Here is a 23,330-nt window from a genome sequence, read left to right as displayed (position 1 = left end):
GTCAGTACTGCAGGAGAAAGCCATGCTCAAGTGGGCCATCATTTTCGCCATCGTCTCCCTGATCACCGGCTGGATGGGTTTCGGCGGCCTGTCGGGCGCCACCGCCACCATCGCCAAGGTCCTGTTCGCCTGCTTCGTTATCCTGTTCCTGCTGGCACTGCTGACGTTCATCGGCATCCTGCATTTGTTCTGATCGCGCAGGGCGCTGCTTGCCCGCGTCTGAAGAACGGCCTGCGAACCCGCCGCGCTGCCGACTTCGCGACGGTCAGCGGCTAGACTAGCCAGTCCATGCGCGGCCTGATTCCCGACAGCTTCATCGATGAATTGCTAGCTCGCGTCGACATCGTCGACGTGATCGAGCGGCGCGTGCCGTTGAAGAAAGCCGGACGCGAATGGACGGCGTGCTGTCCGTTCCACAACGAGCGCACACCGTCGTTCTACGTCAGCCCGGCCAAGCAGTTCTTTCATTGCTTCGGCTGCGGCGCGCACGGCAGCGCGGTGAAGTTCCTGATGGATTACGAACGGCTGGAGTTTCCCGACGCCGTCGAGGAACTGGCGCAGACGGTCGGCCTCAAGGTACCGCGCGAAGGTGGCCGCGAAGCGGCGCCGCGCGAAGACAAGACCGATCTCTACGCCCTGCTTGATGCCGCAGCGAGCTGGTACGAGGGCGAGCTTCCGCGCAACGCCGACGCACAGGCGTACTGCAAGAAACGCGGCCTCGATGCGGACACCATCGCGCGCTTTCGTCTGGGCTGGGCGCCGGCCGGTTACGACGGCGTGATCAAGTCGCTCGGCAACTCACCGCGACGCATGGAATTGCTCAACGAGGCGGGCATGGTCGCCAGCAGCGAACGCGGCAGCAAGTACGATCGTTTCCGCGAACGGCTGATGTTTCCGATCCTTGATCGACGCGGTCGCGTGATCGCGTTCGGCGGTCGCGTGTTGAGTTCGGAGCAATCCCCCAAGTACCTCAACTCGCCAGAAACACCGCTGTTCCACAAGGGCCGCGAACTGTTCGCCATGTGGCAGGTGAAACAGGCCAACGCGAACCTGCAGCGCATCGTGGTGGTCGAGGGCTATATGGATGTGATCGCTCTGCATCAGACGGGTTTGCCGATCGCGGTAGCCACGCTGGGTACCGCGACCACGCCGGAACATACCGAAGTGTTGTTTCGCGCCGCGCCGGATGTGGTGTTCTGTTTCGACGGCGATCGCGCGGGCCGTGCCGCTGCGTGGAAAGCGCTGGAATCCGCATTGCCTCGATTGCGCGACGGGCGGCAGGCGTATTTCCTCTTCCTGCCCGATGGCGAGGATCCCGATTCGCTGGTGCGCAAGGAAGGAAAGGAGGGCTTCGAAAAACGCATCAGGGAAGCGATGCCGCTATCGGACTATTTCTTCAACGAGCTTTCGCATGATGTCGAGATGGGCAGCCTCGACGGACGCGCACGACTGGCCGAACGCGCGCGCCCGTTGATCGCCAAATTGCCCGACGGCGCATTCCGCGACCTGATGGCGCAGGACCTCGAACGACGCAGCGGGGCGCGCGCGAACCTGCCTGTCGAAACCGCTATGCATCGCGCCGTGCAACGGCCGGTCGCGGTGCAGCGCAGCCTTGTACGCAGCGCCATCTCGTTGCTGCTGGCGCAGCCCGGCATTGCCGATGAAGTGGAGCGGCCGTACCGCTTTCTGCGCCTGGACAAACCCGGTGTCGAACTTCTTGCGGAGCTGCTCGATCTGGCGCGCTCCCGACCCGGCATCAATCCGGCGATGTTGGTGGAACACTTCGCCGAACGTCCGGAGTACGCGCCATTGCAAAAACTGATGGCCGCGATTGCTGTTGGCGAGCCTGAGATTCAGCGCGTGGAATTCTTTGAAGCACTGGCGCGGATGGAAGAGCAGGCGATCACGCTGCGCCGTGAAGCGCTGCACGCGAAAATGAGCGCGGGTCCGCTGGACAGTGCGGAGAAGGCCGAGCTGCGCGAACTGCTGGCTGCACGCGGTCGACCACCGGTCGCGCCGGCGTGACTTCTGCACACGCGACGGCGCTTGCCGAAACCGCTCCATCGGCTGTGGGATCATCCCCCGCTGACCATGCTGCTTTAGCGCATGACGCACGAGGATTTCGATGGACCTGCTTGAACGACTGATCGGCATCTTTACGGAGAACGGCTACACCGCCGTCTTCATCGCGCTGATGATCTGCGGCGCCGGCTTGCCGCTGCCCGAAGACATCACCCTCGTCGCCGGCGGCGTGATTGCGGGCCTCGGCTACGCCAATGTGCACGCCATGTTCGCACTGGCGATGTTCGGCGTGCTGCTGGGTGACTCGGCGATTTTCCTGCTCGGCCATCACTACGGTTCACGCATCCTGAAGTGGCGATTCGTGGCGCGCATCCTGACGCCCGAACGCTACGCCAAGGTGCAGGAAAAATTTCACCGCTACGGCAACCGCATGCTTTTCACCGCGCGATTCCTGCCGGGCATGCGCACGACGATCTATCTCACCGCCGGCATGACACATCGCGTGTCGTGGCTGCGCTTTCTGGTGATCGACACGCTGGCTGCGTTGATCAGCGTGCCGTTCTGGGTTTACCTGGGCTACTTCGGCGCGGACAACCACGAGTGGCTGGTGAAGTGGGTTCGCCGCGGCCAGGGTAGCCTCTGGATACTCGTCGGCATCCTTGCCATCGCCTTGCTAGTGCTCTGGATCAAGCATCGCCGCCAAGCCGACGATACGGCCTGCGGCGACTGACTCCGCGCTGCGTTACAGCCACTTTCCGTAGCGGCGGATGTAGATCACTTTCATCAGTTGCGTCAGCACGCAATAGCTCACGAGGGTCACCGCCAGCCAAGCGAAGTACATCGGCGGCAGCGGCACCATGCCGATCTTCGCGCCCAATGCACTGAACGGAATCAGCATGCCGGCCACGATGATGGCGATCGTCAAGCCGAGCACCGGTGCGGCCGCCACGCTCTGCACGAACGGCACGCGACGCGTGCGGATCATGTGCACGATCAGCGTCTGCGACAACAGTCCTTCGATGAACCAGCCCGACTGAAACAGCGACTGATGCGCTTTCGAGTTGGCGCCGAAGTAATGCCACATCAGCCAGAACGTGGTGATGTCGAAGATCGAGCTGACCGGACCGATCCAGAACATGAAACGACCGATGTCGCCGGCGTCCCATTTGCGCGGCTTGCGCAGGTATTCCTCGTCCATGCGGTCGAACGGAATCGACAGCTGCGAGATGTCGTACAACAGATTCTGTACCAGGATCTGCAGCGGCAGCATCGGCAGAAACGGCAGGAACGCACTGGCCACGAGCACACTGAACACGTTGCCGAAGTTGGAGCTCGCGGTCATCTTGATGTACTTCATGATGTTGCCGAAAGTGACGCGCCCTTCGAGTACGCCCTCCTCCAGCACCATCAGGTTTTTTTCCAGCAGGATGATGTCGGCTGACTCTTTCGCGATGTCGGTCGCGGTGTCCACCGAGATGCCCACGTCGGCATCGTGCAGCGCCGGCGCATCGTTGATGCCGTCACCGAGAAACCCGACTGTGTGACCGAGACGCTGTAGCGAACGCACCACGCGCGCCTTCTGCAGCGGCGACATCTTGGCGAACACCACCACGCGCGAAACCAGCGCATCCAGTGCCGCGTCGTCGAGCGGTTCGATGTCGCGCCCCTGCACAGAATGCGTGACATCCAGCCCGACTTCGCGGCAAATCTTGCGCGTCACTGCCTCGTTGTCGCCGGTGATCACCTTTACCGCGACGCCGTGCTGATGCAGCGCGCGAATCGCGGTGGCGGCGGAATCCTTCGGCGGATCCAGGAACGCAAGGCAGCCGACCGCGATCAGCCCGTTTTCGTCGGCCACGCTGTACGGACGGTCATGCTGCGGCTGCCGCTGGATGGCGACCACGAGTACACGCAGGCCGTCTTCATTGAGCCGGCGCGTCATCGCCTTGATCTCGCTGCGGCGCTCGTCGGTCAGCGGTTCGATGACGTCGCCCACTTTCGTGTACGCGCAGATCGACAGCATTTCCTCGACCGCGCCCTTGCAGATCAGCAGATGCTCGCCGCGGCCATCGCTGACCACCACCGACATGCGGCGACGCTGGAAGTCGAACGGAATTTCGTCGACCACGCGATAGCGCATCGCGGCCGCTTCGAGGTCGCGATGTTCCAGTACCGCCTTGTCCATCAAATTTTTCAGACCGGTCTGAAAACGGCTGTTGATGTAACCGAACTCGAGCGCTTCGTCCGACTCCTCGCCATCCAGATCGAGATGACGCTCGAGCACGATCTTGTCGAGCGTCAGCGTGCCGGTCTTGTCGGTGCACAGCACATCCATCGCGCCGAAGTTCTGGATGGCGTTGAGCCGCTTCACCACCACTTTGCGCTTGGACATCGCCAGCGCGCCCTTGGACAGATTGGCGGTGACGATCAGCGGCAGCATTTCCGGCGTGAGGCCCACCGCAACTGACAGGGCGAACAGAAACGCCTCGGTCCAGTTGTGTTTGTCGAAACCATTGATCAGAAAAACCACCGGCACCATCACCAGCATGAAGCGGATCAGCAGCCAGCTGACACTGTTGACGCCGCGGTCGAAGCTCGTCTGCACGCGCTGACCGGACATGCTGTGCGCCAGCGAGCCAAGATAAGTGCGCTTGCCGGTCGCCACCACTACAGCGGATGCGGTACCGCTGATCGTGTTGGTACCCATGTAGCAAACGGTCGGCAGATCCAGCGGGTTGCCGAGGTTGCCGGCGCTCTCCACGCGTGTGGGCGCCGCCTTTTCAACCGGCAGTGATTCGCCGGTGAGAATCGCCTGGCTGATGAAAAGATCCTTGGCACTGAGGAGACGCAGATCCGCGGGCACCATGTCGCCGGCAGCGAGATGCACGATGTCACCCGTCACCAATTCGACCACCGGTACTTCGATCTGCTCGCTGTGACCATCCGACGCTTTCCGAGTCACGGTGGCGGTATTGCGCACCATGGCCTTGAGCTTCTCAGCTGCCTGCGACGAACGGAATTCCTGAAAGAAATTCAGCCCCACACTGATCGCCACCATCGCGCCGATGATGATCGGACCGGTGAGATCGCTGCGATCGGTACCCAGCTCCACGCCTGCCAGTACCAGCAACACGACGATGAAGGGATTCTTGAAGGCCAGCAGCAGCTGCAACGTCCAGTGCGGCGGTTTCTCGTGAGTGACCTCGTTGAGACCGTCGCGATGCAGGCGGTCGTCTATCTGCTCTTCGTCGAGGCCGTTGGTCGTGGTTTCCAGCGCCGCCAGCAATTCGTCGTTGGCGCGGAACGCCTCTTCGGCCGCTGCCACGCGAGCGGATGCCGCCGGTGCCTTGCCTGCCATCGGATTGGAATTCTTTTTCATGAGTCGCTACCGGTGATGCTGTGAAGTCCAGGCCGCGGCAGCGTGGCGGCGTGCTGCGCGTTCGCTACTGCGTCGTGTGGCGGTCTATACGTCTATACGACGCACACGACCTTGGTTGCCTGCGCCACGCTGGCGGAGGCCAACCCTTGCGGAAGTCGCGCAAGGCCATCATCGGCTGGAAACAAGACAAAGCGTGTGCGACGGCGACGACTTTATTGCCGCACGTTCCACAGCGATCATCGACGCGTGACCTTGGGTCACGTCGGTAGCCGGACGATGCAGCGGCTGCGGCACGGTCACGGCATAGCGCGCACCACGCGAATCGTGGCGGGCAGACAGCAGTCGGCGGCCGGCGGCGCGCAGACGGATGAAATCGCGAAGGAGCTTCATGGGCCCATCTCCTCGTAACGACGCCTGCGGCGTCGTCAGGGGTGGGCCGGGACTTTCCTAGTCGAGGAAAGCACCAGCCGACCGCAGGCGGTCGCCGGGGGCGTACTGGTTGTTTTGCGGCGCCGGCACCTGAAGCGAGCAGGTGTCGACGTTGCGACTAGGGTAAACGTCCATATGCCTTGGTTTGTCAGGACTGGGAGCCCACCGGCAAGACGCGCCGGAGGGCGCGCGCATTGTCGTGCTGCGATGCGGAAGTGTCAATCCTCGGCGTTCAAATTTCTTCGGGAATCGCATCGCGAAGAAGCTGGCATCGCCGGACTCATCGACGTCGTCGCAGCATCTGCCTGAGGCCCCGGCACACGCTGGTGCGTGCGCGAGGCATTCGCAGAGTTCCTGAAGCGATCCGCTGGACGCCATGCGAGCGTTGCCCGAATTCACCGCGAAATATGTGCGCCCCGCAGCGACCGGACTGTGGCGACTGATTCGCTCGACAACAAGCTTGGCACCACGCGCTATGCGCGATCATCGAGCCCACAGCGCGGCCGTATACAATGCCTCGATACTCGAAGCAAAACCCTGCATCGCAGGCGTTTTTCGCCACCTTCATGCGGTATCCAATCCATGTCCGACATCAATACGCTCTTCGCCCAGGCGACCAAGGCCTATAACCAGCGCGACTGGCGGCGGGCACTGGAATATTCGGTGCAGGCGTTGCCGCAGGCACCGAACCACGCGGAGCTGAATTATCTTGCGGGTCTGGCCGCGCTGGAGTTGCAGCAGATGGGGCCGGCGCTGGAATTCCTGCAGCGCGCGGTGAATCTGTATCCGACGCGCGCCGACTATGCGACGCAATTCGCCAAGGCGTTGTCGATGGTCAACCTCTCGGCCGATGCGATGATCGTCGCCGATCACGCGCTGACGCTTTCGTCGCTGGATGCGCAAACGCTCGATACGCTCGGCGTGATCTTCACCCGCGCCAACGCGCATGAGCGCGCAACCACGCTGTACGAGCGGGCTGTTGCAGCCGCGCCGACGCATCCCAACTATCGTTACAACTACGCCAAGTCGCTGGTGTTTCTCGGCCGGATGGACGACGCCGAACGCGAACTCGAAGCCTGCCTCGCGCTGTCCCCGGGAACCTGGGGGGCGCACTTGACGCTGTCGCAGCTGCGCAGGCAGACATCGGCGAAAAATCACGTATCGCGTCTGCTGTCGTTATTGCCGAAGAGCGCACAAAATCCGGCGGCGCAGATGAACCTGCATCTCGCGCTGGCCAAGGAATACGAGGACATGTCCGAGTACGCCACGTCCTTCGAACATCTCGTTGCCGGCAAGGCCGCTGGTGGATCCATGCGCAAATATTCGCCGCAGCACGACGAGAAGTTGTTCGATCTTATGAGCCGGATATTGCCGGACATGCGCGCATGGACGGAAGCTTGCCAGACGCGCGAACCCATTTTCATTCTCGGCATGCCGCGCACCGGAACGACGCTGGTCGAACGCATCATCTCCAGCCATCCAGACGTCCATTCCGCCGGCGAGCTGACCAACTTCGCACTGGCGTTCAAGCGCGCCACCGGCAGCCGCACGCCAAACCTGCTCGACCTGGAAACAGCCGAACGCACGCAGCAACTGGACTGGCTGAAACTCGGCGAGGATTACCTGGCCAGCACGCGACCGGATACCGGCCACACGGCGCATTTCATAGACAAGCTGCCGCACAATTTTCTCTATGTCGGCGCCATCGCCAACGCGCTGCCCAACGCGAAGATCATCTGCCTGCGACGCGATCCGATGGACTCGTGCCTGAGCAACTTCCGCCAGCTGTTCGCGCTCGATTCGCCGAACCACGACTATTCGTATGACCTGCTCGAAACCGGGCGTTACTACGTGCTGTTCGATCGCATGATGGCGCACTGGAAGAAGACGTTTCCCGGGCGCATCCTGGAAATCGACTACGAGACCATCGTGGAATCGCAGGAAGCCAGCTCGCGAGCGCTGATCGAATTCTGCGAACTGCCGTGGGATGACGCATGCCTGCGCTTCGAGGAAAACCAGGCGCCCGCCACCACCGCGAGCGCGGTGCAGGTGCGCGAGCCGATGTACCGCGGCGCCATGCAGCGGTGGAAACAGTACGAATCGCAACTCGTGGGCCTGCGCCAGTTGCTGATCGACGCAGGCATCCCGCTGAAGGATTGAAGCTCGGTCAGATCGCGCGCTGGAGCACCATGCCTTGTTGCAACGCTGGCGCGGTCAGCCAGTGGTCCGCAAGCAGGAAAGCAAACAGTGCCATCAGATATACGATGGAGTAACTGAATACCTTCATCGGAAACATGTCATCCGGCGGATTAAGCAGACGCACTGCGTAATACATGAAGCCCGCACCGAGCACGACGGCACCGCCCAGATAGATCAGTCCGCTCATGCCGGTGAGTGCAGGCAGCAGCGTCACAAGCACCAGCAGCACGGTGTAGAACAGCACGTGCCAGCGCGTGTACACCACGCCATGCGTCACTGGCAGCATCGGCACCTGCGCGCGTGCGTAATCGTCGCGACGAAAGATCGCCAGCGCCCAGAAATGCGGCGGCGTCCACACGAAGATGATCAGGCACAACTGCAGCGCGAACGGATGCAGCGCATCGGTAACGGACGTCCATCCGAGCACCGGCGGAATCGCGCCGGCGAGTCCGCCGATCACGATGTTCTGCGGCGTCGCGCGTTTCAGGTACGCGGTGTACACCAGCGCGTAACCGATCAACCCGCCGAAGGTCAGCAATGCGGTCAATGGATTGACCAGCAGCGCCAGCACCAGCATCGAGGCGATGCCGAGCAACACCGCAAACACCAGCACCTGGCGCGGCGAAAGTTTTCCGGTAGCCAGCGGGCGGCGCGAGGTGCGCGCCATCAACTTGTCGATGCGTTCGTCGATCAGATGATTGAAAGCCGCCGCCGAGCCCGATGCCATCCAGATGCCCAGCGTGCCGAACACCAGCGCGCGCCACGGCGGAATGCCCGGCACCGCCAGGAACATGCCGATCACCGCGCAGAACACCAGCAGCGCTACCACGCGCGGCTTGGTCAGTTGCAGGTATTCGCCAATCACAGCCATGTCAGAGTCGTTCCGTTCGCGAAGAGATCCACGCATCGTGCGGTTGCGCGCGTGCCAGCGTGGCGAGCAGCGTGAACAGCAACAACGCAGCCACACCATTGTGGGCGGTCGCGACCGGCAGCGGCAAGCCGAAATAGACGTTGCTGACGCCCAACAGCACTTGGCATACAAGCACGATGCCGATGGCAATGCCGTAGCGGCGCAGGCTTCGCTTTGCCATTTTGTGCGAAAGCCAGCCGAGGTAACAGAACACCACCAGCGCGCCGAGACGATGCGCGATCTGGATGGCGCTGCGCGCGGCCATGTCCAGCACGCCGCCTTCGTAGTTCACGCCGATGCCACGCCACAACACGAAGCCTTCGTGGAAATCGGTCGGTGGCGTCCACTGGCCGAGGCACTGCGGAAACGAACCCGGCCCATAACCGCAGGCAAGCGCCGCGTAGTTGGACGATGTCCAGCCGCCGAGCGCGATCTGGCAAATCAGCAGCACGATGCCGAATGCCACAAACTTGCGCAGGTCGGCCATGCGATCGTCCGTTGCACCGACGCCGGCAAAACGCAACGCGGCATAGGCGAGCAGCGCAAAGGTCGCGATGCCACCGAGCAGATGGCCCATCACCACGACGGGCTTCAGCAGCAAGGTGACAGTCCACATGCCGAGCATCGCCTGGAAGATGATCACCGCCAACGCGAGCACGCTGATCTTGCACGCTGCCGGCCTCTTCAAGGTGATCGCCACAACCAGCGGCAAGCCGATCGCGAACGCCGCCAGCAGCGACGACCACTCGCGCTCCCCGTGGATATACAGCCCCACGCCGATTGCGGCAAAGATCGCACCGGTAATCACGGCCAGCGTTGCGCCGCGTCGGCGCGCACTTGCGAGCAGCGCCAGTGCGAGCACCAGCACGCCGAGCGTGCCGGCGAGAAACCGGTGTACCTGCTCGCGCCATGCCTTGTGCGCTTCGTACGGGCGATCGGGAAACGTCGCATCGGCATGCGCCACGGCCTGCGCGTGTTGCGGCCAGGTCACTTGGCCGTAACAGGTCGGCCAATCAGGGCACGACAGCCCTGCATTGGACAGACGCACGAACGCGCCGAACATCACCAAGCCGAACGCGAACACCGCAGCCAGCAACGTGAGCCAGCGCAGGATGCGTCGATAGCGCGCAGACATCACTTGATCACCTGCCGCAGGTCGCGCAACAAGCCCGGGCCATCGAAGCCTGCGGGATAACGCGCCAGCGCAATGCCGTCGGATTCCACCAGGATCACGCTGACGCTATCGGGTGCGGTCGGGCGATAGTCGACGAGTTTGTTGTCGACATCGTTGCCCAGCGCCCAGAATGTTTTCATCGCGGTGAGCCGCGTGGCGTCCGCAGGCGGCGCGCCAAGATAGAGCAGGCGCAGGCGCGATTGATTGTTGTTGAGCATCACGCGCGCCTTGGCCAATCCGGTCAGCGCGTCGAAGCAACGTGTGGCGCAATCAGGGCCGGCTATCGCGATCAGCGTGAGTCGCGGCTCGGAATCTTTCCACGGCCACGACTGGTCGTTCTCAAGTTTTACCTGCAGATGTTCATCGGCGAAATTGCGTTGCGGCGTGATCGGCAGGCCGTTGCCTTTGACGCCCGGCTGCCAGCCCGTGGAAGTGAGCAGCGCCGCGACGATCATCGGCGCGGCGAACACCAACGCGATCAGCAGAAGATAAATCCGGTTTCGGCGGACTTTGGATGGATCAACGTTGTTCATCGGAATCATCGATTGTCGAAGTGGAAGATGTGCGTCGAGCGCGTTTGCGATTCAGCACCAGCAGGATCACCACCGCGGCGATCGCGAACGAGAACCACTGGAACGCGTAGGCACGATGGCGCGCCGGCGGCATCGAGGAAAAATCCAGCGTGTGCACGCGCACGTAGATCGCTGCCGGATCCGCATCCAGCGCAAGCACGCGTGGATACAACACGTACCCGAGATCGCGCGCGACCTGCGCGGGGTCGAGGAAGATCGCTTTCTTTGGCCAGCTTTTTTGCGCGGTCAGCGCATCGCCGCCCATTTCGAATCCGGTGGAAGGTGGCGGCACGTACAGGCCTTGCAACGTGACGTCGTCGGTCGACAGCGCAGGCAGCTGCGGTGCCTTGCCGCTGCCGTCGCCCGGCAGGAAACCGAGATCGACCAGCAGCAATCGCGAACTGTCGTGCAGAAACAGCGGCACGAAAACTTCCACGCCGCCGCGCTCGTCGTGCTGCGGGTTGTCGAGCAAGTACACGCGATCGGCGAGGTAGCGCCCATGCACCTGCACGCGCGGAAAGCCGTCTGCCGGTGGCGACATGGCGACGCGGGAAAAGTCCTGCACGGGCGCGAACGACGATGCGGCATACCGCCGCAGAAGTGCTTCCTTGAAGTCCGCGCGATGCAGCTGCCACACGCCCAAACGCATGAACAGCAAGGCTCCGGCCACTGTCAGCAGCAGCGCCCACCACGGTGGCCGGCGAAAACCTCTCACGCGGCGATCCTGTCGTCGGCCGTTATACTGCGGAGGTCGTCATGGTATGGATCAATCACGTGGAAACCATCTACAAATGTGCGCTGGTGGTGATGCTGCTGATCGTCGTTTTCAGCCTCGGCCAGGCGCTGTATTTCATGATGACCGACAAGGACGACGACAAGCGGATGGTGTGGGCATTGACTCGCCGGATCAGCCTGTCGCTGGTGCTGATCGCCATGGTCGCGTTCGGCTACTGGATGGGCTGGCTGCATCCGCACGACATCGGCGGTTGAGCATTGTAGCTGCCACCCCGCCACCGCGCTGAAAGCGCGACAAATCGCGCAGCGGATGATCGCAAGCTCCTTTGAATTCGTTCTTGATCCTTTCAAAGCAAAGGCCCGCCAATGGCGGGCCTTTGTTTTCCGAGCCGGCGCAGCCGACCCTAGAGAATGTAGACGAACATGAAAAGGCCGAGCCAGACCACGTCGACGAAATGCCAGTACCAAGCCACCGCCTCGAAACCGAAGTGGTGTTCCTTGTTGAAGTGACCCTTCAGCACGCGCAGCCAGATCACCGCCAGCATGATCGTGCCCAGCGTGACATGCAGTCCGTGGAAGCCGGTAAGCATGAAGAACGTCGAGCCGTAGACGCCGCTGTGCATCGTCAGGTTGAGTTCCTTGTATGCCTCGATGTATTCGTGCGCCTGGAAATTCAGGAACAGCGCGCCGAGCAGCACCGTGATGCCGAGGAACACCAGGATCTTGCCGCGATGGCCAGCGCGCAACGCATGGTGCGCGATCGTTACCGTGACGCTGGAGCTCAGCAGGATCAGCGTGTTGAGCAGCGGCAAACCCCACGCCGGCACCGTGCTGAAATTGCCACCGACGTGCTGCGGACCATTGCCGCCGTTCATGCCCCACGAAGCGGCGTAATCGCTCCACAGGAATTCATGCGTGAGCACGCCATGACCCTGTCCACCGAGCCACGGCACCGAGAACATGCGGATATAGAACAGCGCGCCGAAGAATGCGCCGAAGAACATCACCTCGGAAAAGATGAACCACATCATGCCCATGCGGAACGACACATCGACTTGGTGGTTGTAGCTGCCGGCCATCGACTCGTGGATGACCGAGCGGAACCAGCCGAAGAACATGGCCAGCACGCCGATCACACCGACGGTGAGCACGGTTTTGCCGAAGCCGCCATCGCCCGGCTCGGCGTTCAACCAGTGCGCGGCACCGACCACCGTGGTGAACATGACCACCGCGGCCACGAACGGCCAGTAGCTCTTGGTTGGAACGAAGTAAGCGTCGTGCTGCTGACCCATGGTGAGACCCCGTGGATTTCTCTTGATGACTTTACCCCGTCGTGGCGCCCGGGGAACTGCATGCCGATCGTTGTCGCCAATCGGTTGAACAATGAATCAATGAAACAAGAACGGTGCAGCAAACCAGTACGCGATGCCGCTATTTCATCAGCACGATCTGCACGAACGACACCAGGAAAAACGCCAACGCGATCGCGGCGGTGATCGTCACCGTGCGACGCACGCCTTTGCGACGGTTGTCGCTGACCGGATCGACCGTTGCGGAGCTGGTGTTCTGCTGTGTCATGCGAATCGGCTTCGATGGATCAATCGTTGACATGGCCGTGGGCGAGCTCGTCGTCGTGAATCACCGGCGGGACGTCGAACGTGTGGAACGGCGCCGGCGACGGCACAGTCCACTCCAGGCCCTTGGCGCCTTCCCACACGCGGTCGGTGGCTTTCTTCTTGGAGAAGAACACGCCGTGAACCAGCACGCCCAGGAAGATCAGCTGCGAGGCACCGAACAGGAAGCCGCCAATCGAGCTGACCATGTTGAAGTTGGCGAACGCCACGTTGTAATCGGGGATGCGGCGCGGCATGCCGGCCAGGCCAAGGAAGTGCTGCGGGAAAAACAGCACGTTGACCCAGATCACGCTGTTCCAGAAATGCATCTTGCCCCAGAACTCGCTGTACATCCGGCCGGACCACTTCGGCAGCCAGTAATACGTGGCAGCGATGATCGCGAATAGCGCACCGGTCACCAGCACGTAGTGGAAATGCGCCACCACGAAGTAGGTGTCGTGATACTGAAAATCCGCCGGCACCAGCGCCAGCATCAGGCCGGAGAAACCGCCGATGGTGAACAGGATGACGAACGCGATGGCAAACAGCATCGGCGTCTCGAACGTCATCGAGCCGCCCCACATCGTGCTCACCCAGTTGAACACCTTCACGCCGGTCGGCACCGCGATCAACATGGTCGCGTACATGAAGAAGATCTCGGCGCCCAGCGGCAGGCCCACCGCGAACATGTGATGCGCCCACACGATGAACGAAAGGAACGCGATCGAGGCGATCGCGAACACCATCGCCTTGTAGCCGAAGATCGGCTTGCGCGAGAACGTCGGGATGATTTCAGAGATGATCCCGAACGCGGGCAGGATCATGATGTAGACCTCGGGATGCCCGAAGAACCAGAAGATGTGCTGGTACAGAACGGGATCGCCGCCGCCGCCCGGGTTGAAGAAGTTGGTGCCGAAATACTTGTCGGTGAGCAGCATCGTCACCGCGCCGGCGAGCACCGGCATCACCGCGATCAGCAGGAACGCGGTAATCAACCAGCTCCATACGAACACCGGCATCTTCAGCAGTTCCATGCCCGGCGCGCGCATGTTGAGGATGGTCGCGATGATGTTGATCGCGCCCATGATCGAGCTGATGCCCATCAAGTGGACCGAGAACACCACGTAGGCGAGCGAGTCGCTCTGCAGCGACAGCGGCGGATACATCGTCCAGCCGCCGGCCGGGCCGCCGCCCGCGGAAAACAGGGTCGACAGCAACAGCGTGAAGGCGAAAGGCAGAATCCAGAACGACAGGTTGTTCATGCGCGGCAACGCCATGTCCGGCGCACCGACCATCAACGGGATCATCCAGTTACCGAGACCGACGAAGGCCGGCATGATCGCGCCGAAGATCATCACCAGTGCATGCATGGTGGTGAGCTGGTTGAAAAAGTACGGCTGCATCAACTGCAGGCCGGGCTTGAACAACTCGGCGCGGATCAGCATCGCGAAGCTGCCGCCGATGAAGAACATCAGCAGCGCGAAGACCAGGTACAACGTACCGATGTCCTTGTGGTTGGTGGACATGCACCAGCGCTGGAAGAAATTCTTCGGCGCGCCGTGGTGATCATCATGGTGATCATGGGTGGCTGCGTGGGACATGGCCTTGCACCTCTAACCTGTGTGAATGCAACAACAAAAACGATGAGCAGCGAAGATCAGCCCTGCGCGTCGGCGACCGGCGCGGCGGAGACCTGAGCTGTCTTGGGTGCAGCGGCCGTGGAAGCGGCGGCAGGCGCAGCAGCCGGAGCTGCCGGCGGTGGCGCGGATTTCGCCTGCTGTTCGGCCAGCCACTTGGCGAAGTCCGGCTTGGACAACGCCACCACCACGATCGGCATGAAGCCGTGATCCTGGCCACACAACTCGGCGCACTGGCCGCGATACGTGCCCGGCGTCTGGATGTTGGTCCACGCCGCGTTGACGATGCCCGGGATCGCGTCGAGCTTCCAGCCCAGCGCCGGCACCCACCACGAATGGATCACGTCGGCGCCGGTGATGATGAAGCGGATCTTGGTGTCGACCGGCACGACGAGCGGCTTGTCGACATTTAGCAGATAGGTGTTCTCGTCGCCGACCTTGACCTTGAACGGATCCAGGCCCGAATCGAGCTGGCGGGTCTGGTCGCTCTGCGAATCGAGCTTGGACATGAAACCGACCTTGCTGATCGGCTTGCCCAGGTATTCCTCGTAGTCGTAGCGCCACTTCCACTGGTAGCCGGTGACCTTGACGGTCATTTGCGAACCGGTGGTGTCCGCCCACGAGGTCAGGCCGCCGGTGGCGAGATAGGCGAGCACGACCAGAATGATCACCGGGATGGTGGTCCAGATCACTTCCAGCAAGGTGTTGTGCGACCACTTCTCGGCCACCGCGCCGCGCGATTTGCGGAAGCGGAACATGGCGATGAACATGGCCCCGAACACCAGAATGCCGATCACCACGCACACGCCGAGCGAGATGTTGTTGAGGTGGTAGGGCACCTGCGACCAGGTGCTGGCGCCGCGCTCCATGTTCAGCTGGTACGGGGTCGGGTTGGCCCGGGCCGCGCCGCCGAACAATGCAGAAGCAAGCATCGCCGCTGCCGTGAATGATCGCCTGATGACGCCAGATGTCATGTCTTGCACCTTTGTTGAACCTACTTGCGCGGCTGGTTGAGATCGGCCAGCAGCACCATGAGTTTCTTCGACAACTCGACGCGTTCCTGATCCGCCAGGAATGCACCGATTTCCAGCTTGCGCCCATGCGACGACAGCAACAGACGATCGTGTCCGCCACCCGACTCCAGCTTCACGCGCACCCAGTACGACTGGAAGCGCGTGCAGCGCCGGCCTGGCAGGGCTCGCACCTCCAGCGACGAACCGTCGAGGGTGATGCGCTCACTGCGATCGCCGGCCCGCCATGCCACGCTCAACGCGATGGTCATGGCGGCGGATTCGACCAGTGCAAACAGCGGCGCAAACACGTTGCCCTGCCACGCACCCAGTCCAGCCGTTATCAGCGCCAGCGCCACCAGAACCATGATCAATCGACGCAAGCCGCGTCGGCTGAGCGTGCGATTGGGCTTGAGCCACATCGTCACGCACGGCAGGCCGGCGGCAGCGGGTCGAAGCACGATCATGGGGATCCGGCGTGCCTGGAACAGCGGAATGATAGGCCGCGGCGCGTCGGCGGGCAAGAATGATGCGGGCAAGCGCGCACGATTCGCACGCACAAGTCCTTGCGCAAACCGCACCACGACCGCATCGCGACGGCCAGCCCTCCTCGCAATACGCACGGCCGCGTACAATTCCACGCTTTCCTCCGCGCCCGCGGAGACGCAGACGAAAGCCGTGACCCAACCGATCCTCAGTCCCGAACTGCCCCACGACAGCACCCCGGCGCGCGCTCGCATTACTGCCGCGTGGCTGCGTGATGAAACCGAAGCGGTCAACGACCTGCTCGCTCAGGCCACGCTGCCCGCGGTCGAGCGCGAGCAAGTGATCGATCTCGCCGCCGGGCTGGTCAGCCGCGTGCGCAGCCGCGCCAAGGACCAGAGCGCGGTCGAATCCTTCATGCGCCAATACGACCTCTCCTCCGAGGAAGGCGTGCTGCTGATGTGCGTGGCCGAAGCCTTGCTGCGCATCCCGGACAAGGCCACCGCCGACAAGCTGATCCGCGACAAGCTCGGCGAAGCGGACTGGAAGCGCCATCTGGGCCAGAGCGAATCCGTGTTCGTCAACGCCTCTACCTGGGGCCTGATGCTCACTGGTCATCTGGTGAATCTGGCAGAAGAAACCCGTCACGATTTCAGCGGCGCGCTGCGTCGATTGGTGGGCCGCGCAGGCGAGCCGGCGATCCGCCTGGCGGTGCGTCAGGCGATGCGCATCATGGGCCATCAGTTCGTGATGGGCCGCACCATTGGCGAGGCGCTGGACCGTTGCGCGAAAAAGGAATACGCGGTGTACCGCTATTCCTACGACATGCTCGGCGAGTCCGCGCTCACCAGCGAAACCGCCGAGCGCTACCAGCAGGATTACCGCAATGCGATCGCCGCCATCGGCGCGCGCGGCCCGTTCGCCAACCACACCGACGCGCCGTCGATTTCGGTGAAATTGTCTGCGCTGCATCCGCGCTACGAAGTCGCCAAGCGCGAACGCGCTCGCCGCGAGCTCACCGAGAAACTGCTGGAGCTTTCGCAGCTGGCGATGAAGTACGGCATCGCGCTGTCGGTCGATGCGGAGGAAGCCGATCGACTTGAGCTGTCGCTGGACATCATCGGCGACGTGTTCGCCCATCCGTCGCTGCAAGGCTGGAACGGCCTGGGGATCGTGGTGCAGGCCTATGCCAAGCGCACGCCGTTCGTGATCGACTGGCTGATCGAAACCGCGCGTGCGGCGAATCGTCGCTGGTACGTGCGGCTGGTGAAGGGCGCGTACTGGGATGCCGAAATCAAGCGCGCGCAGGAAACCGGCCTGAGCGGATATCCGGTCTACACACGCAAGCCGAACACCGACGTGTCCTACCTCGCCTGCGCGCGTCGTTTGTTCAGTGCCGGCAACGAGTTGATCTATCCGCAGTTCGCCACGCACAACGCACATACCATCGCGGCGGTGCATCACCTCGCGCAGGGCCGTCCGTACGAATACCAGCGCCTGCACGGCATGGGCACGGATCTGTACGCCGAAGTGATCGGTCCGCAGAACCTCAACGTGCCGTGCCGCGTCTACGCACCGGTCGGCACGCATGAAGATCTGCTGCCGTATCTCGTGCGCCGCCTGCTGGAGAACGGCGCCAATACCAGCTTCGTCAATCGCGTCGTCGACGAGAGCGTGCCGGTGCGCGAACTGGTGGCCGACCCGTGCGAAACCGTGCGCTCGTTCGCTTCGATCCCTCATCCGCGCATTCCGTTGCCGGTGAATCTCTACGCTGACAATGCTGCGTCCGCGCTGCATTCAAATCCGGTATCCAGGAAGAATTCCATGGGCGTCAATTTCTCCAATGACAACGAACTGAAAGCGATGGCCGAAGTCGTCAACGCGAATGCTGGCCCGTGGAATACCGCGCCGCTGGTGCCGGGCGCAACCGCCAACGGCCCGACTGTGCAGGTGACCAATCCCGCCGATCGTCGCCAGGTGGTGGGCAGCTATGTCAGCGCCGACGCCGCGACGGTCGACAAGGCGCTGGCCAATGCCGTTGCCGCGCAGTTCGGCTGGGATCGTCTGCCGGCCGCCAGCCGCGCCGCGATTCTCGAACACGCCGCCGATCAACTGGAAGCCCGCCGCGGTGAATTCATCGCGCTATGCGTGCGCGAAGCGGGCAAAGGCCTGCCCGACGCGATCGCGGAAATCCGCGAGGCCGCGGACTTCCTGCGTTATTACGCGACGATGGCCCGGCGTCTGTTCGGCCAGCCGGAAAACCTGCCCGGCCCGACCGGCGAGAGCAACCAGTTGTTCCTCAACGGCCGCGGCGTATTCGTGTGCATCAGCCCATGGAATTTCCCGCTGGCGATTTTCTTGGGCCAGGTCAGCGCGGCGCTTGCCGCCGGCAATGCGGTGATCGCCAAGCCGGCCGAGCAGACGTCGCTGATCGGACACGCCGCGATCAAGCTGCTGCACGATGCCGGCGTGCCGACGGACGTGCTGCAATATCTGCCCGGCGACGGCGCCGTGGTCGGTGTTGCATTGACGAAAGATCCGCGCGTCTCCGGCGTGGCCTTCACCGGTTCCACCGACACGGCCTGGGCGATCAACCGCGCATTGGCCGCGCGTAACGCGCCGATCGCCGCGCTGATCGCAGAGACCGGCGGCCAGAACGCAATGATCGCCGACTCCTCCGCACTGCCCGAGCAGATCGTCAAGGACGTGATCGCTTCGGCGTTCCAGTCCGCCGGTCAACGCTGCTCCGCCGCGCGCGTGCTGTTCGTGCAGGAAGACATCGCCGACAAGGTCTGCGCAATGCTCGCCGGCGCGATGGCTGAATTGAAGGTGGGCGATCCGGGCCAGCTCTCCACCGACGTCGGCCCGGTGATCGACGAGGACGCGAAAAAAATCCTGGTCGACCACGCCGCGCGCATGGACAAGGAAGCGAAAAAAATCGCCGAAGTTCCGCTCGATGCTGCGCTCACCGATCACGGCACCTTCTTTGCGCCGCGCGCCTACGAAATTCCGTCCCTCTCCACATTGACCCGCGAAGTGTTCGGCCCGGTGCTGCACGTGATCCGCTGGAAAGGCAGCGAGCTGGACAAGGTGGTCGAACAGATCAATGCCACCGGCTACGGCCTCACGCTCGGCATCCACAGCCGCATCAACGACACCGTCGATTACATTGCCAGCCACGCACGCGTCGGCAACTGCTACGTCAACCGCAACCAGATCGGCGCGGTGGTCGGCGTGCAGCCGTTCGGCGGCGAGAATCTTTCCGGCACCGGCCCCAAGGCCGGCGGCCCGCACTACCTGCTGCGCTTCGCCAACGAACGCACGCTCACCATCAACACCACGGCTGCGGGCGGCAATGCCTCGCTGCTGACCATCGGCGAATGAGCGAATCGGTTGCTTGATGCGAACCCGCAAGCAGCGGGTTCGCGTTGTGCGCCGCGCCATGCCGGGCGACGGCCGCATGCTATAGAAAGCGCCTAGCCGGCTAGTTGTCGCCGGTCAGTCTGGGGAGGACTGGATCATGGCGCGTCCTGCCGAATTGCCCGGCAATCCATCGCACGTTGTGCAGCATCCGGCCGCAACCGATGCACGCTACACCGTGGCCGACATTCCACCGAACGTGCTGCTCTACCTGAGCCAGCAGGCCGTACGACGCGGATTGCCGTGCGATGGCTGGTTTGCCGGATTGGGGCTGCAGCGCGGCCAGCTCAGCGATCCTTCGTTGCGCGTGTCCTATCGCCAGGCCAGCATGGTGATAAGTCGCGCGCTGCGCAGTTTTGTCGAACCCGACATCGGTCTGCAGATCGGCGGCAGCGAAACCCCCGGGAGCTTTGGCCTGCTTGGCCTGGCGATGACCACCGCGCGCACTTTCGGTGATGCGATGCGCGTGGGTATCGAGCACCACAAAGTTTGCGGCGCACTGCTTGATGTGACGTTCGAAGCGATCGATGAGCACGAAGTCGCGTTGATGGTGTGGCCGCGCTTCAACGAAACCGCCTTGCTGCCGTTTCTCTGCGAGGAGCTGTTCGCCAGTTCGCTGGTGATGGCGCGCCAACTACTCGGGCCGACATTCCGGCCGACCGGCCTCGACCTGACCTACCCGGCGCCAACGTACGCGCGAGCTTACGAAAACGTGTTCCAGTGCCCGATCCGCTTCGGTGCGCAATGCAATCGCGTGCGCGTCGACAGCCGCTGGTTGCAGCAGGAACTGGCCGGACACAATCCGCTGACCGCACGACAGGCTCTCGCGCTGTGCGTGCAGCAGGATCATGGCGAGGGCGCGCGGCAGGAAATCGTGGTGGCGGTGGAGCGGTTGTTGCGCAGTCGCCTGCGCCAGCCGCCGACGGTGGCCGAGATCGCCCGCACGCTCAATCTCAGCGAACGTTCGCTGCGCCGCCGCCTTGCCGACAGCGGGCGTGTGTTCCGCGAAATCCACGATCGCGTGCGCACCGAGCTCGCGCTGGAACTGTTGCAGGCCGGCTCGTTGAGCGTGGCGCAGGTCGGCGGTGAAGTGGGTTTCAACGACCCACGCGAATTCCGCCGCGCGTTCAAACGCTGGACCGGCATGGCACCCCAGGAAGCACGCCTCAGCGCGGCCTGAGCCATCCGTCGCGCGATATCGCGCGTGGCCGATTTGCCCCCCATGTGCTGGCCGTTTTGCCCTCCCCCCATCCGGCGCTTTGGGTGACAGTGCAAGGCACTGCGACAGCACGCCGAATGGGGATCGACAACATGCGCAAACTGCTCATCACCTGTGCCATCGGCGTGGCTCTCGCCGGCTGCGGCAAGCATGACGCCGCACCGCAGAGTTCCGGGGATGCCAGCTTCGAATCGAAGCTGCAGGAACAATTGCTCGACGCCAAGGCCGGCAGCGTGATCGACATTCCCGCCGGCCACTATCACCTCGCGCGCGGACTCAGCCTGCGCACCGATGGCGTCACCATCCGCGGCGCCGGCATGGACAAGACCGTGCTGTCGTTCAAGGACCAGATCAGCGGACCGGAAGGCCTGCTGGTCAACGCCAACGACTTCACCATCGAAAATCTGGCGCTCGAAGACACCAAGGGCGACGCGCTGAAGATCAACCAGGGCAAGAACATCACCATCCACGGCGTGCGCGTGGAATGGACCGACGGCCCCAAGACCACCAACGGCGCCTACGGCCTGTATCCGGTGAAGACACAGAACGTGCTGATCGAGGATTCGGTGGTGATCGGCGCATCCGACGCCGGCATCTATGTCGGCCAGTCGAACAACATCGTCGTGCGCCGCAATCGCGCCGAGCGCAACGTGGCCGGCATCGAAATCGAGAACTCGGTCAACGCCGATGTGCACGACAACGCCGCCACCAACAACACCGGCGGCATCCTGATCTTCAACATGCCCAACCTGTCGCAGGCCGGGCACGCCAGCCGCGTGTTCAAGAACAAGGTGATCGCCAACAACACCGGCAATTTCGCCGCCAAGGGTGCGGCCGTGGCGAGCGTGCCGGCCGGCTCCGGCGTGGTGGTGAACTCCAACGACAAGGTGGAGATCTTCGACAACGACATCGCCGACAACCAGACCGCGAACATCATCGTCTCCAGCTATTTCTCTACCAACTACTACAACAAGCGCGGCGTCGCGGCCGACTACAACCCGTATCCGAAAGGCATCTCCATCTACGGCAACCGGCTCAAGGGCGGCGGCGATTCGCCCGACGGCATCAAGCTGAAGACGCTGAAAACAGCAGTGTACGGATTCAACGGCCATTTCCCTGACGTGCTCTGGGACGGCTACAGCGATCCGAAGGCGCTGGTCAATGGATTGCCGCCGGCAGCCGACCGCATCTGCATCAAGGACGTCAGCGGCGTGTTGAACGCCGACGGTCCGCACGATTACAAGAGCCCGACCACCGACACCAAACCGTACGAGTGCACGCTGCCCAATCTGCCTGCGGTCGTGCTCGCACCGGAACCGAAGGTCTGATCGTGTCCCCAGTGTTCGTTCGTTCCATCCGGTTCGCGCTGCCCTTGCTCGTGCTGTTGCTGACCGCCTGCCATCGCGAGATGCCGGCGGTGAATTTCCATGCCGATGGTCGGCCGCCGAAGCTCAGCGACTGGCATGTGGTCGAAGCGCGCGACGGCGCGTTGCAGCTCAATGCCGACGTGGTGCCGTACGATCTCAACACGCCGCTGTTCACCGACTACGCACACAAGTTGCGCACGATCTGGATGCCGGCGGGCACATCGGCCACCTACAACGCGATCGATACGTTCGACTTCCCGGTCGGCACCATCATCAGCAAGACCTTTTATTACCCGAAAGCGAAGACGGACGCCGCCGGCGATGTCGCGCGCACCGACGACTACTCGCATGATTTCGTCGGTCAGAATCTCGACCTGTCGAAAGTGCATCTGGTCGAAACGCGCATCCTGGTTCGTCGCAAGGATGGCTGGGCTGCATTGCCCTACGTCTGGAACGACGAACAGACCGACGCCACGCTCGCACGCACCGGCGCCGTGCTTCCGTTGACCCTGGTCGATGTGGCCGACACGCGCGAAAACTTCAACTACGTGGTGCCGGACGAAAGCCAGTGCGCGAGTTGTCACGCGCAGGACTGGATCAGCCGCAAGATCCATCCGATCGGCCTCAAGGCACGACACCTCAACAAGAACTATGCGTACGCCGAAGGCGGCGAAAATCAGCTCGAGCATCTGATGAAAGTCGGTTATCTCAGCGGTGCACCGGCATCCACCAGCGCGCCACGCAACGCCAACTGGGCCGATCCGCACGCGCCACTGGATGCCCGCGCGCGCGCCTATCTCGACATCAATTGCGGCCATTGCCACAACGGCAACGGCGCTGCGAATACCACCGGCCTGACACTGGACATCGGCACGCCGGAGGACCGCCACCTTGGCCTGTGCAAGCCGCCGACCGCGGCGGGTCGCGGCACCGGCGATCACTTCTTCGACATCGTGCCGGGCCAGCCCGACGATTCGATCCTGCCGTATCGGCTGTCGTCGAAGGAACCGGGCGTGATGATGCCCGAGATCGGCCGCAGCACCGTGCACCGCGAAGGCGTGGCACTGATCAGGGCGTGGATCGCGGCGCAGTCGGGGGACTGCGTGGCCATTCACTGAAAGCAATTCAAGAACGCCGCGATGTCATCAGGCATCGCGGTCA

Annotated in this window: 20 protein-coding genes; 9 read left to right on the top strand and 11 right to left on the bottom strand. The window is 62.9% G+C overall.

Annotated elements, in window-relative coordinates; genetic code table 11:
- Positions 1-22 precede the first annotated feature (22 nt).
- The 3 genes from GSQ73_RS07730 (at position 23) to GSQ73_RS07720 (ending at position 2,752) form a co-directional block, all read left to right on the top strand.
- The gene (locus tag GSQ73_RS07730) at positions 23-193 is read left to right on the top strand and encodes a DUF1328 domain-containing protein (RefSeq protein WP_158882718.1); all 171 of its coding nucleotides are present in this window, start codon (positions 23-25) and stop codon (positions 191-193) included.
- A 95-nt stretch (positions 194-288) separates the two neighbouring features.
- Positions 289-2,025, top strand: a complete 1,737-nt coding sequence (gene dnaG / locus GSQ73_RS07725; protein ID WP_158882716.1) for a DNA primase — start codon at positions 289-291, stop codon at positions 2,023-2,025.
- Between the two features lie 100 nt (positions 2,026-2,125).
- Positions 2,126-2,752: a DedA family protein gene (locus GSQ73_RS07720; protein WP_158882714.1), complete on the top strand. Its 627-nt coding sequence runs from the start codon at positions 2,126-2,128 to the stop codon at positions 2,750-2,752.
- 12 nt (positions 2,753-2,764) lie between these two features.
- On the opposite strand, the gene mgtA is transcribed toward GSQ73_RS07720, so the two are convergent.
- Both mgtA and GSQ73_RS07710 read right to left on the bottom strand, forming a co-directional pair.
- On the bottom strand, positions 2,765-5,401 hold the full coding sequence (mgtA, locus tag GSQ73_RS07715) for a magnesium-translocating P-type ATPase (protein ID WP_158882712.1): 2,637 nt from the start codon (positions 5,399-5,401) through the stop codon (positions 2,765-2,767).
- A gap of 168 nt (positions 5,402-5,569) precedes the next feature.
- Positions 5,570-5,791 (bottom strand): hypothetical protein, encoded by a 222-nt coding sequence (locus tag GSQ73_RS07710; protein WP_158882710.1) that lies wholly within the window; start codon positions 5,789-5,791, stop codon positions 5,570-5,572.
- Positions 5,792-6,412: 621 nt separating this feature from the next.
- Here GSQ73_RS07710 and GSQ73_RS07705 point away from each other — a divergent pair.
- A complete protein-coding gene (locus GSQ73_RS07705; protein WP_158882708.1) occupies positions 6,413-7,990 on the top strand; it encodes a sulfotransferase in 1,578 nt (525 codons plus the stop codon).
- A gap of 7 nt (positions 7,991-7,997) precedes the next feature.
- Here GSQ73_RS07705 and cyoE read toward each other — a convergent pair whose 3' ends face one another.
- The 4 genes from cyoE to GSQ73_RS07685 are packed head-to-tail and all read right to left on the bottom strand — an operon-like array spanning position 7,998 to position 11,400.
- Positions 7,998-8,900 carry a heme o synthase gene (cyoE, locus tag GSQ73_RS07700; protein ID WP_254063325.1) on the bottom strand — a complete coding sequence of 301 codons (903 nt, stop codon included), beginning with the start codon at positions 8,898-8,900 and terminating at the stop codon, positions 7,998-8,000.
- Position 8,901: 1 nt separating this feature from the next.
- Positions 8,902-10,074, bottom strand: coding sequence for a COX15/CtaA family protein (locus tag GSQ73_RS07695; protein WP_158882704.1), 1,173 nt, complete (start codon positions 10,072-10,074; stop codon positions 8,902-8,904).
- Positions 10,074-10,646 carry a hypothetical protein gene (locus tag GSQ73_RS07690; protein WP_158882702.1) on the bottom strand — a complete coding sequence of 191 codons (573 nt, stop codon included), beginning with the start codon at positions 10,644-10,646 and terminating at the stop codon, positions 10,074-10,076. The genes GSQ73_RS07695 and GSQ73_RS07690 overlap by 1 nt, the downstream gene beginning before the upstream one ends.
- Positions 10,633-11,400, bottom strand: a complete 768-nt coding sequence (locus GSQ73_RS07685) for an SURF1 family protein (protein ID WP_158882700.1) — start codon at positions 11,398-11,400, stop codon at positions 10,633-10,635. Before GSQ73_RS07685 ends, GSQ73_RS07690 begins: the two co-directional genes overlap by 14 nt.
- 59 nt (positions 11,401-11,459) lie before the next feature.
- Between GSQ73_RS07685 and GSQ73_RS07680 the strand changes: the two genes are divergently transcribed.
- Positions 11,460-11,675, top strand: a complete 216-nt coding sequence (locus GSQ73_RS07680) for a twin transmembrane helix small protein (RefSeq protein ID WP_158882932.1) — start codon at positions 11,460-11,462, stop codon at positions 11,673-11,675.
- A gap of 149 nt (positions 11,676-11,824) precedes the next feature.
- Here GSQ73_RS07680 and GSQ73_RS07675 read toward each other — a convergent pair whose 3' ends face one another.
- The 5 genes from GSQ73_RS07675 to GSQ73_RS07655 all read right to left on the bottom strand — a co-directional run bounded on the left by GSQ73_RS07675 (position 11,825) and on the right by GSQ73_RS07655 (position 16,102).
- Positions 11,825-12,712, bottom strand: coding sequence for a cytochrome c oxidase subunit 3 (locus GSQ73_RS07675; RefSeq protein WP_158882698.1), 888 nt, complete (start codon positions 12,710-12,712; stop codon positions 11,825-11,827).
- 139 nt (positions 12,713-12,851) lie between these two features.
- Positions 12,852-12,998: a hypothetical protein gene (locus GSQ73_RS07670; protein WP_158882696.1), complete on the bottom strand. Its 147-nt coding sequence runs from the start codon at positions 12,996-12,998 to the stop codon at positions 12,852-12,854.
- A 19-nt stretch (positions 12,999-13,017) separates the two neighbouring features.
- Positions 13,018-14,634: a cytochrome c oxidase subunit I gene (ctaD, locus tag GSQ73_RS07665; RefSeq protein ID WP_158882694.1), complete on the bottom strand. Its 1,617-nt coding sequence runs from the start codon at positions 14,632-14,634 to the stop codon at positions 13,018-13,020.
- Between the two features lie 56 nt (positions 14,635-14,690).
- The gene (gene coxB / locus GSQ73_RS07660) at positions 14,691-15,644 is read right to left on the bottom strand and encodes a cytochrome c oxidase subunit II (RefSeq protein ID WP_158882692.1); all 954 of its coding nucleotides are present in this window, start codon (positions 15,642-15,644) and stop codon (positions 14,691-14,693) included.
- A 20-nt stretch (positions 15,645-15,664) separates the two neighbouring features.
- A complete protein-coding gene (locus tag GSQ73_RS07655; RefSeq protein WP_158882930.1) occupies positions 15,665-16,102 on the bottom strand; it encodes a DUF2244 domain-containing protein in 438 nt (145 codons plus the stop codon).
- Positions 16,103-16,358: 256 nt separating this feature from the next.
- Between GSQ73_RS07655 and putA the strand changes: the two genes are divergently transcribed.
- From putA to GSQ73_RS07635, 4 genes are all read left to right on the top strand, one after another.
- Entirely contained in the window at positions 16,359-19,547 is a 3,189-nt protein-coding gene (putA, locus tag GSQ73_RS07650) for a bifunctional proline dehydrogenase/L-glutamate gamma-semialdehyde dehydrogenase PutA (protein ID WP_158882690.1), read from the top strand.
- 136 nt (positions 19,548-19,683) lie between these two features.
- Entirely contained in the window at positions 19,684-20,763 is a 1,080-nt protein-coding gene (locus GSQ73_RS07645; RefSeq protein ID WP_158882688.1) for an AraC family transcriptional regulator, read from the top strand.
- A 131-nt stretch (positions 20,764-20,894) separates the two neighbouring features.
- Complete coding sequence (locus tag GSQ73_RS07640; RefSeq protein WP_158882686.1) at positions 20,895-22,130, top strand: parallel beta-helix domain-containing protein; 1,236 nt, start codon at positions 20,895-20,897, stop codon at positions 22,128-22,130.
- 2 nt (positions 22,131-22,132) lie between these two features.
- Positions 22,133-23,287 carry an SO2930 family diheme c-type cytochrome gene (locus GSQ73_RS07635; protein ID WP_254063324.1) on the top strand — a complete coding sequence of 385 codons (1,155 nt, stop codon included), beginning with the start codon at positions 22,133-22,135 and terminating at the stop codon, positions 23,285-23,287.
- Positions 23,288-23,330: the final 43 nt, after the last annotated feature.

Origin of the sequence: Rhodanobacter sp. L36, assembly GCF_009765755.1 — a bacterium.
GTDB lineage: Bacteria > Pseudomonadota > Gammaproteobacteria > Xanthomonadales > Rhodanobacteraceae > Rhodanobacter.
Note: the sequence above shows the minus strand (reverse complement) of the source record. Positions and strands in the feature narration are given on the sequence as shown.

Excerpts from the sequence above, each read along its gene's own strand:
- cyoE (WP_254063325.1), bottom strand. The coding sequence starts at position 8,900 with ATGGCTGTGATTGGCGAATACCTGCAACTGACCAAGCCGCGCGTGGTA.
- GSQ73_RS07655 (WP_158882930.1), bottom strand. The coding sequence starts at position 16,102 with ATGTGGCTCAAGCCCAATCGCACGCTCAGCCGACGCGGCTTGCGTCGA.
- coxB (WP_158882692.1), bottom strand. The coding sequence starts at position 15,644 with ATGACATCTGGCGTCATCAGGCGATCATTCACGGCAGCGGCGATGCTT.
- GSQ73_RS07645 (WP_158882688.1), top strand. The coding sequence starts at position 19,684 with ATGGCGCGTCCTGCCGAATTGCCCGGCAATCCATCGCACGTTGTGCAG.
- GSQ73_RS07720 (WP_158882714.1), top strand. The coding sequence starts at position 2,126 with ATGGACCTGCTTGAACGACTGATCGGCATCTTTACGGAGAACGGCTAC.
- GSQ73_RS07675 (WP_158882698.1), bottom strand. The coding sequence starts at position 12,712 with ATGGGTCAGCAGCACGACGCTTACTTCGTTCCAACCAAGAGCTACTGG.
- GSQ73_RS07730 (WP_158882718.1), top strand. The coding sequence starts at position 23 with ATGCTCAAGTGGGCCATCATTTTCGCCATCGTCTCCCTGATCACCGGC.
- GSQ73_RS07710 (WP_158882710.1), bottom strand. The coding sequence starts at position 5,791 with ATGAAGCTCCTTCGCGATTTCATCCGTCTGCGCGCCGCCGGCCGCCGA.
- GSQ73_RS07640 (WP_158882686.1), top strand. The coding sequence starts at position 20,895 with ATGCGCAAACTGCTCATCACCTGTGCCATCGGCGTGGCTCTCGCCGGC.
- GSQ73_RS07670 (WP_158882696.1), bottom strand. The coding sequence starts at position 12,998 with ATGACACAGCAGAACACCAGCTCCGCAACGGTCGATCCGGTCAGCGAC.
- GSQ73_RS07690 (WP_158882702.1), bottom strand. The coding sequence starts at position 10,646 with ATGAACAACGTTGATCCATCCAAAGTCCGCCGAAACCGGATTTATCTT.
- GSQ73_RS07705 (WP_158882708.1), top strand. The coding sequence starts at position 6,413 with ATGTCCGACATCAATACGCTCTTCGCCCAGGCGACCAAGGCCTATAAC.
- GSQ73_RS07695 (WP_158882704.1), bottom strand. The coding sequence starts at position 10,074 with ATGTCTGCGCGCTATCGACGCATCCTGCGCTGGCTCACGTTGCTGGCT.
- ctaD (WP_158882694.1), bottom strand. The coding sequence starts at position 14,634 with ATGTCCCACGCAGCCACCCATGATCACCATGATGATCACCACGGCGCG.
- dnaG (WP_158882716.1), top strand. The coding sequence starts at position 289 with ATGCGCGGCCTGATTCCCGACAGCTTCATCGATGAATTGCTAGCTCGC.
- mgtA (WP_158882712.1), bottom strand. The coding sequence starts at position 5,401 with ATGAAAAAGAATTCCAATCCGATGGCAGGCAAGGCACCGGCGGCATCC.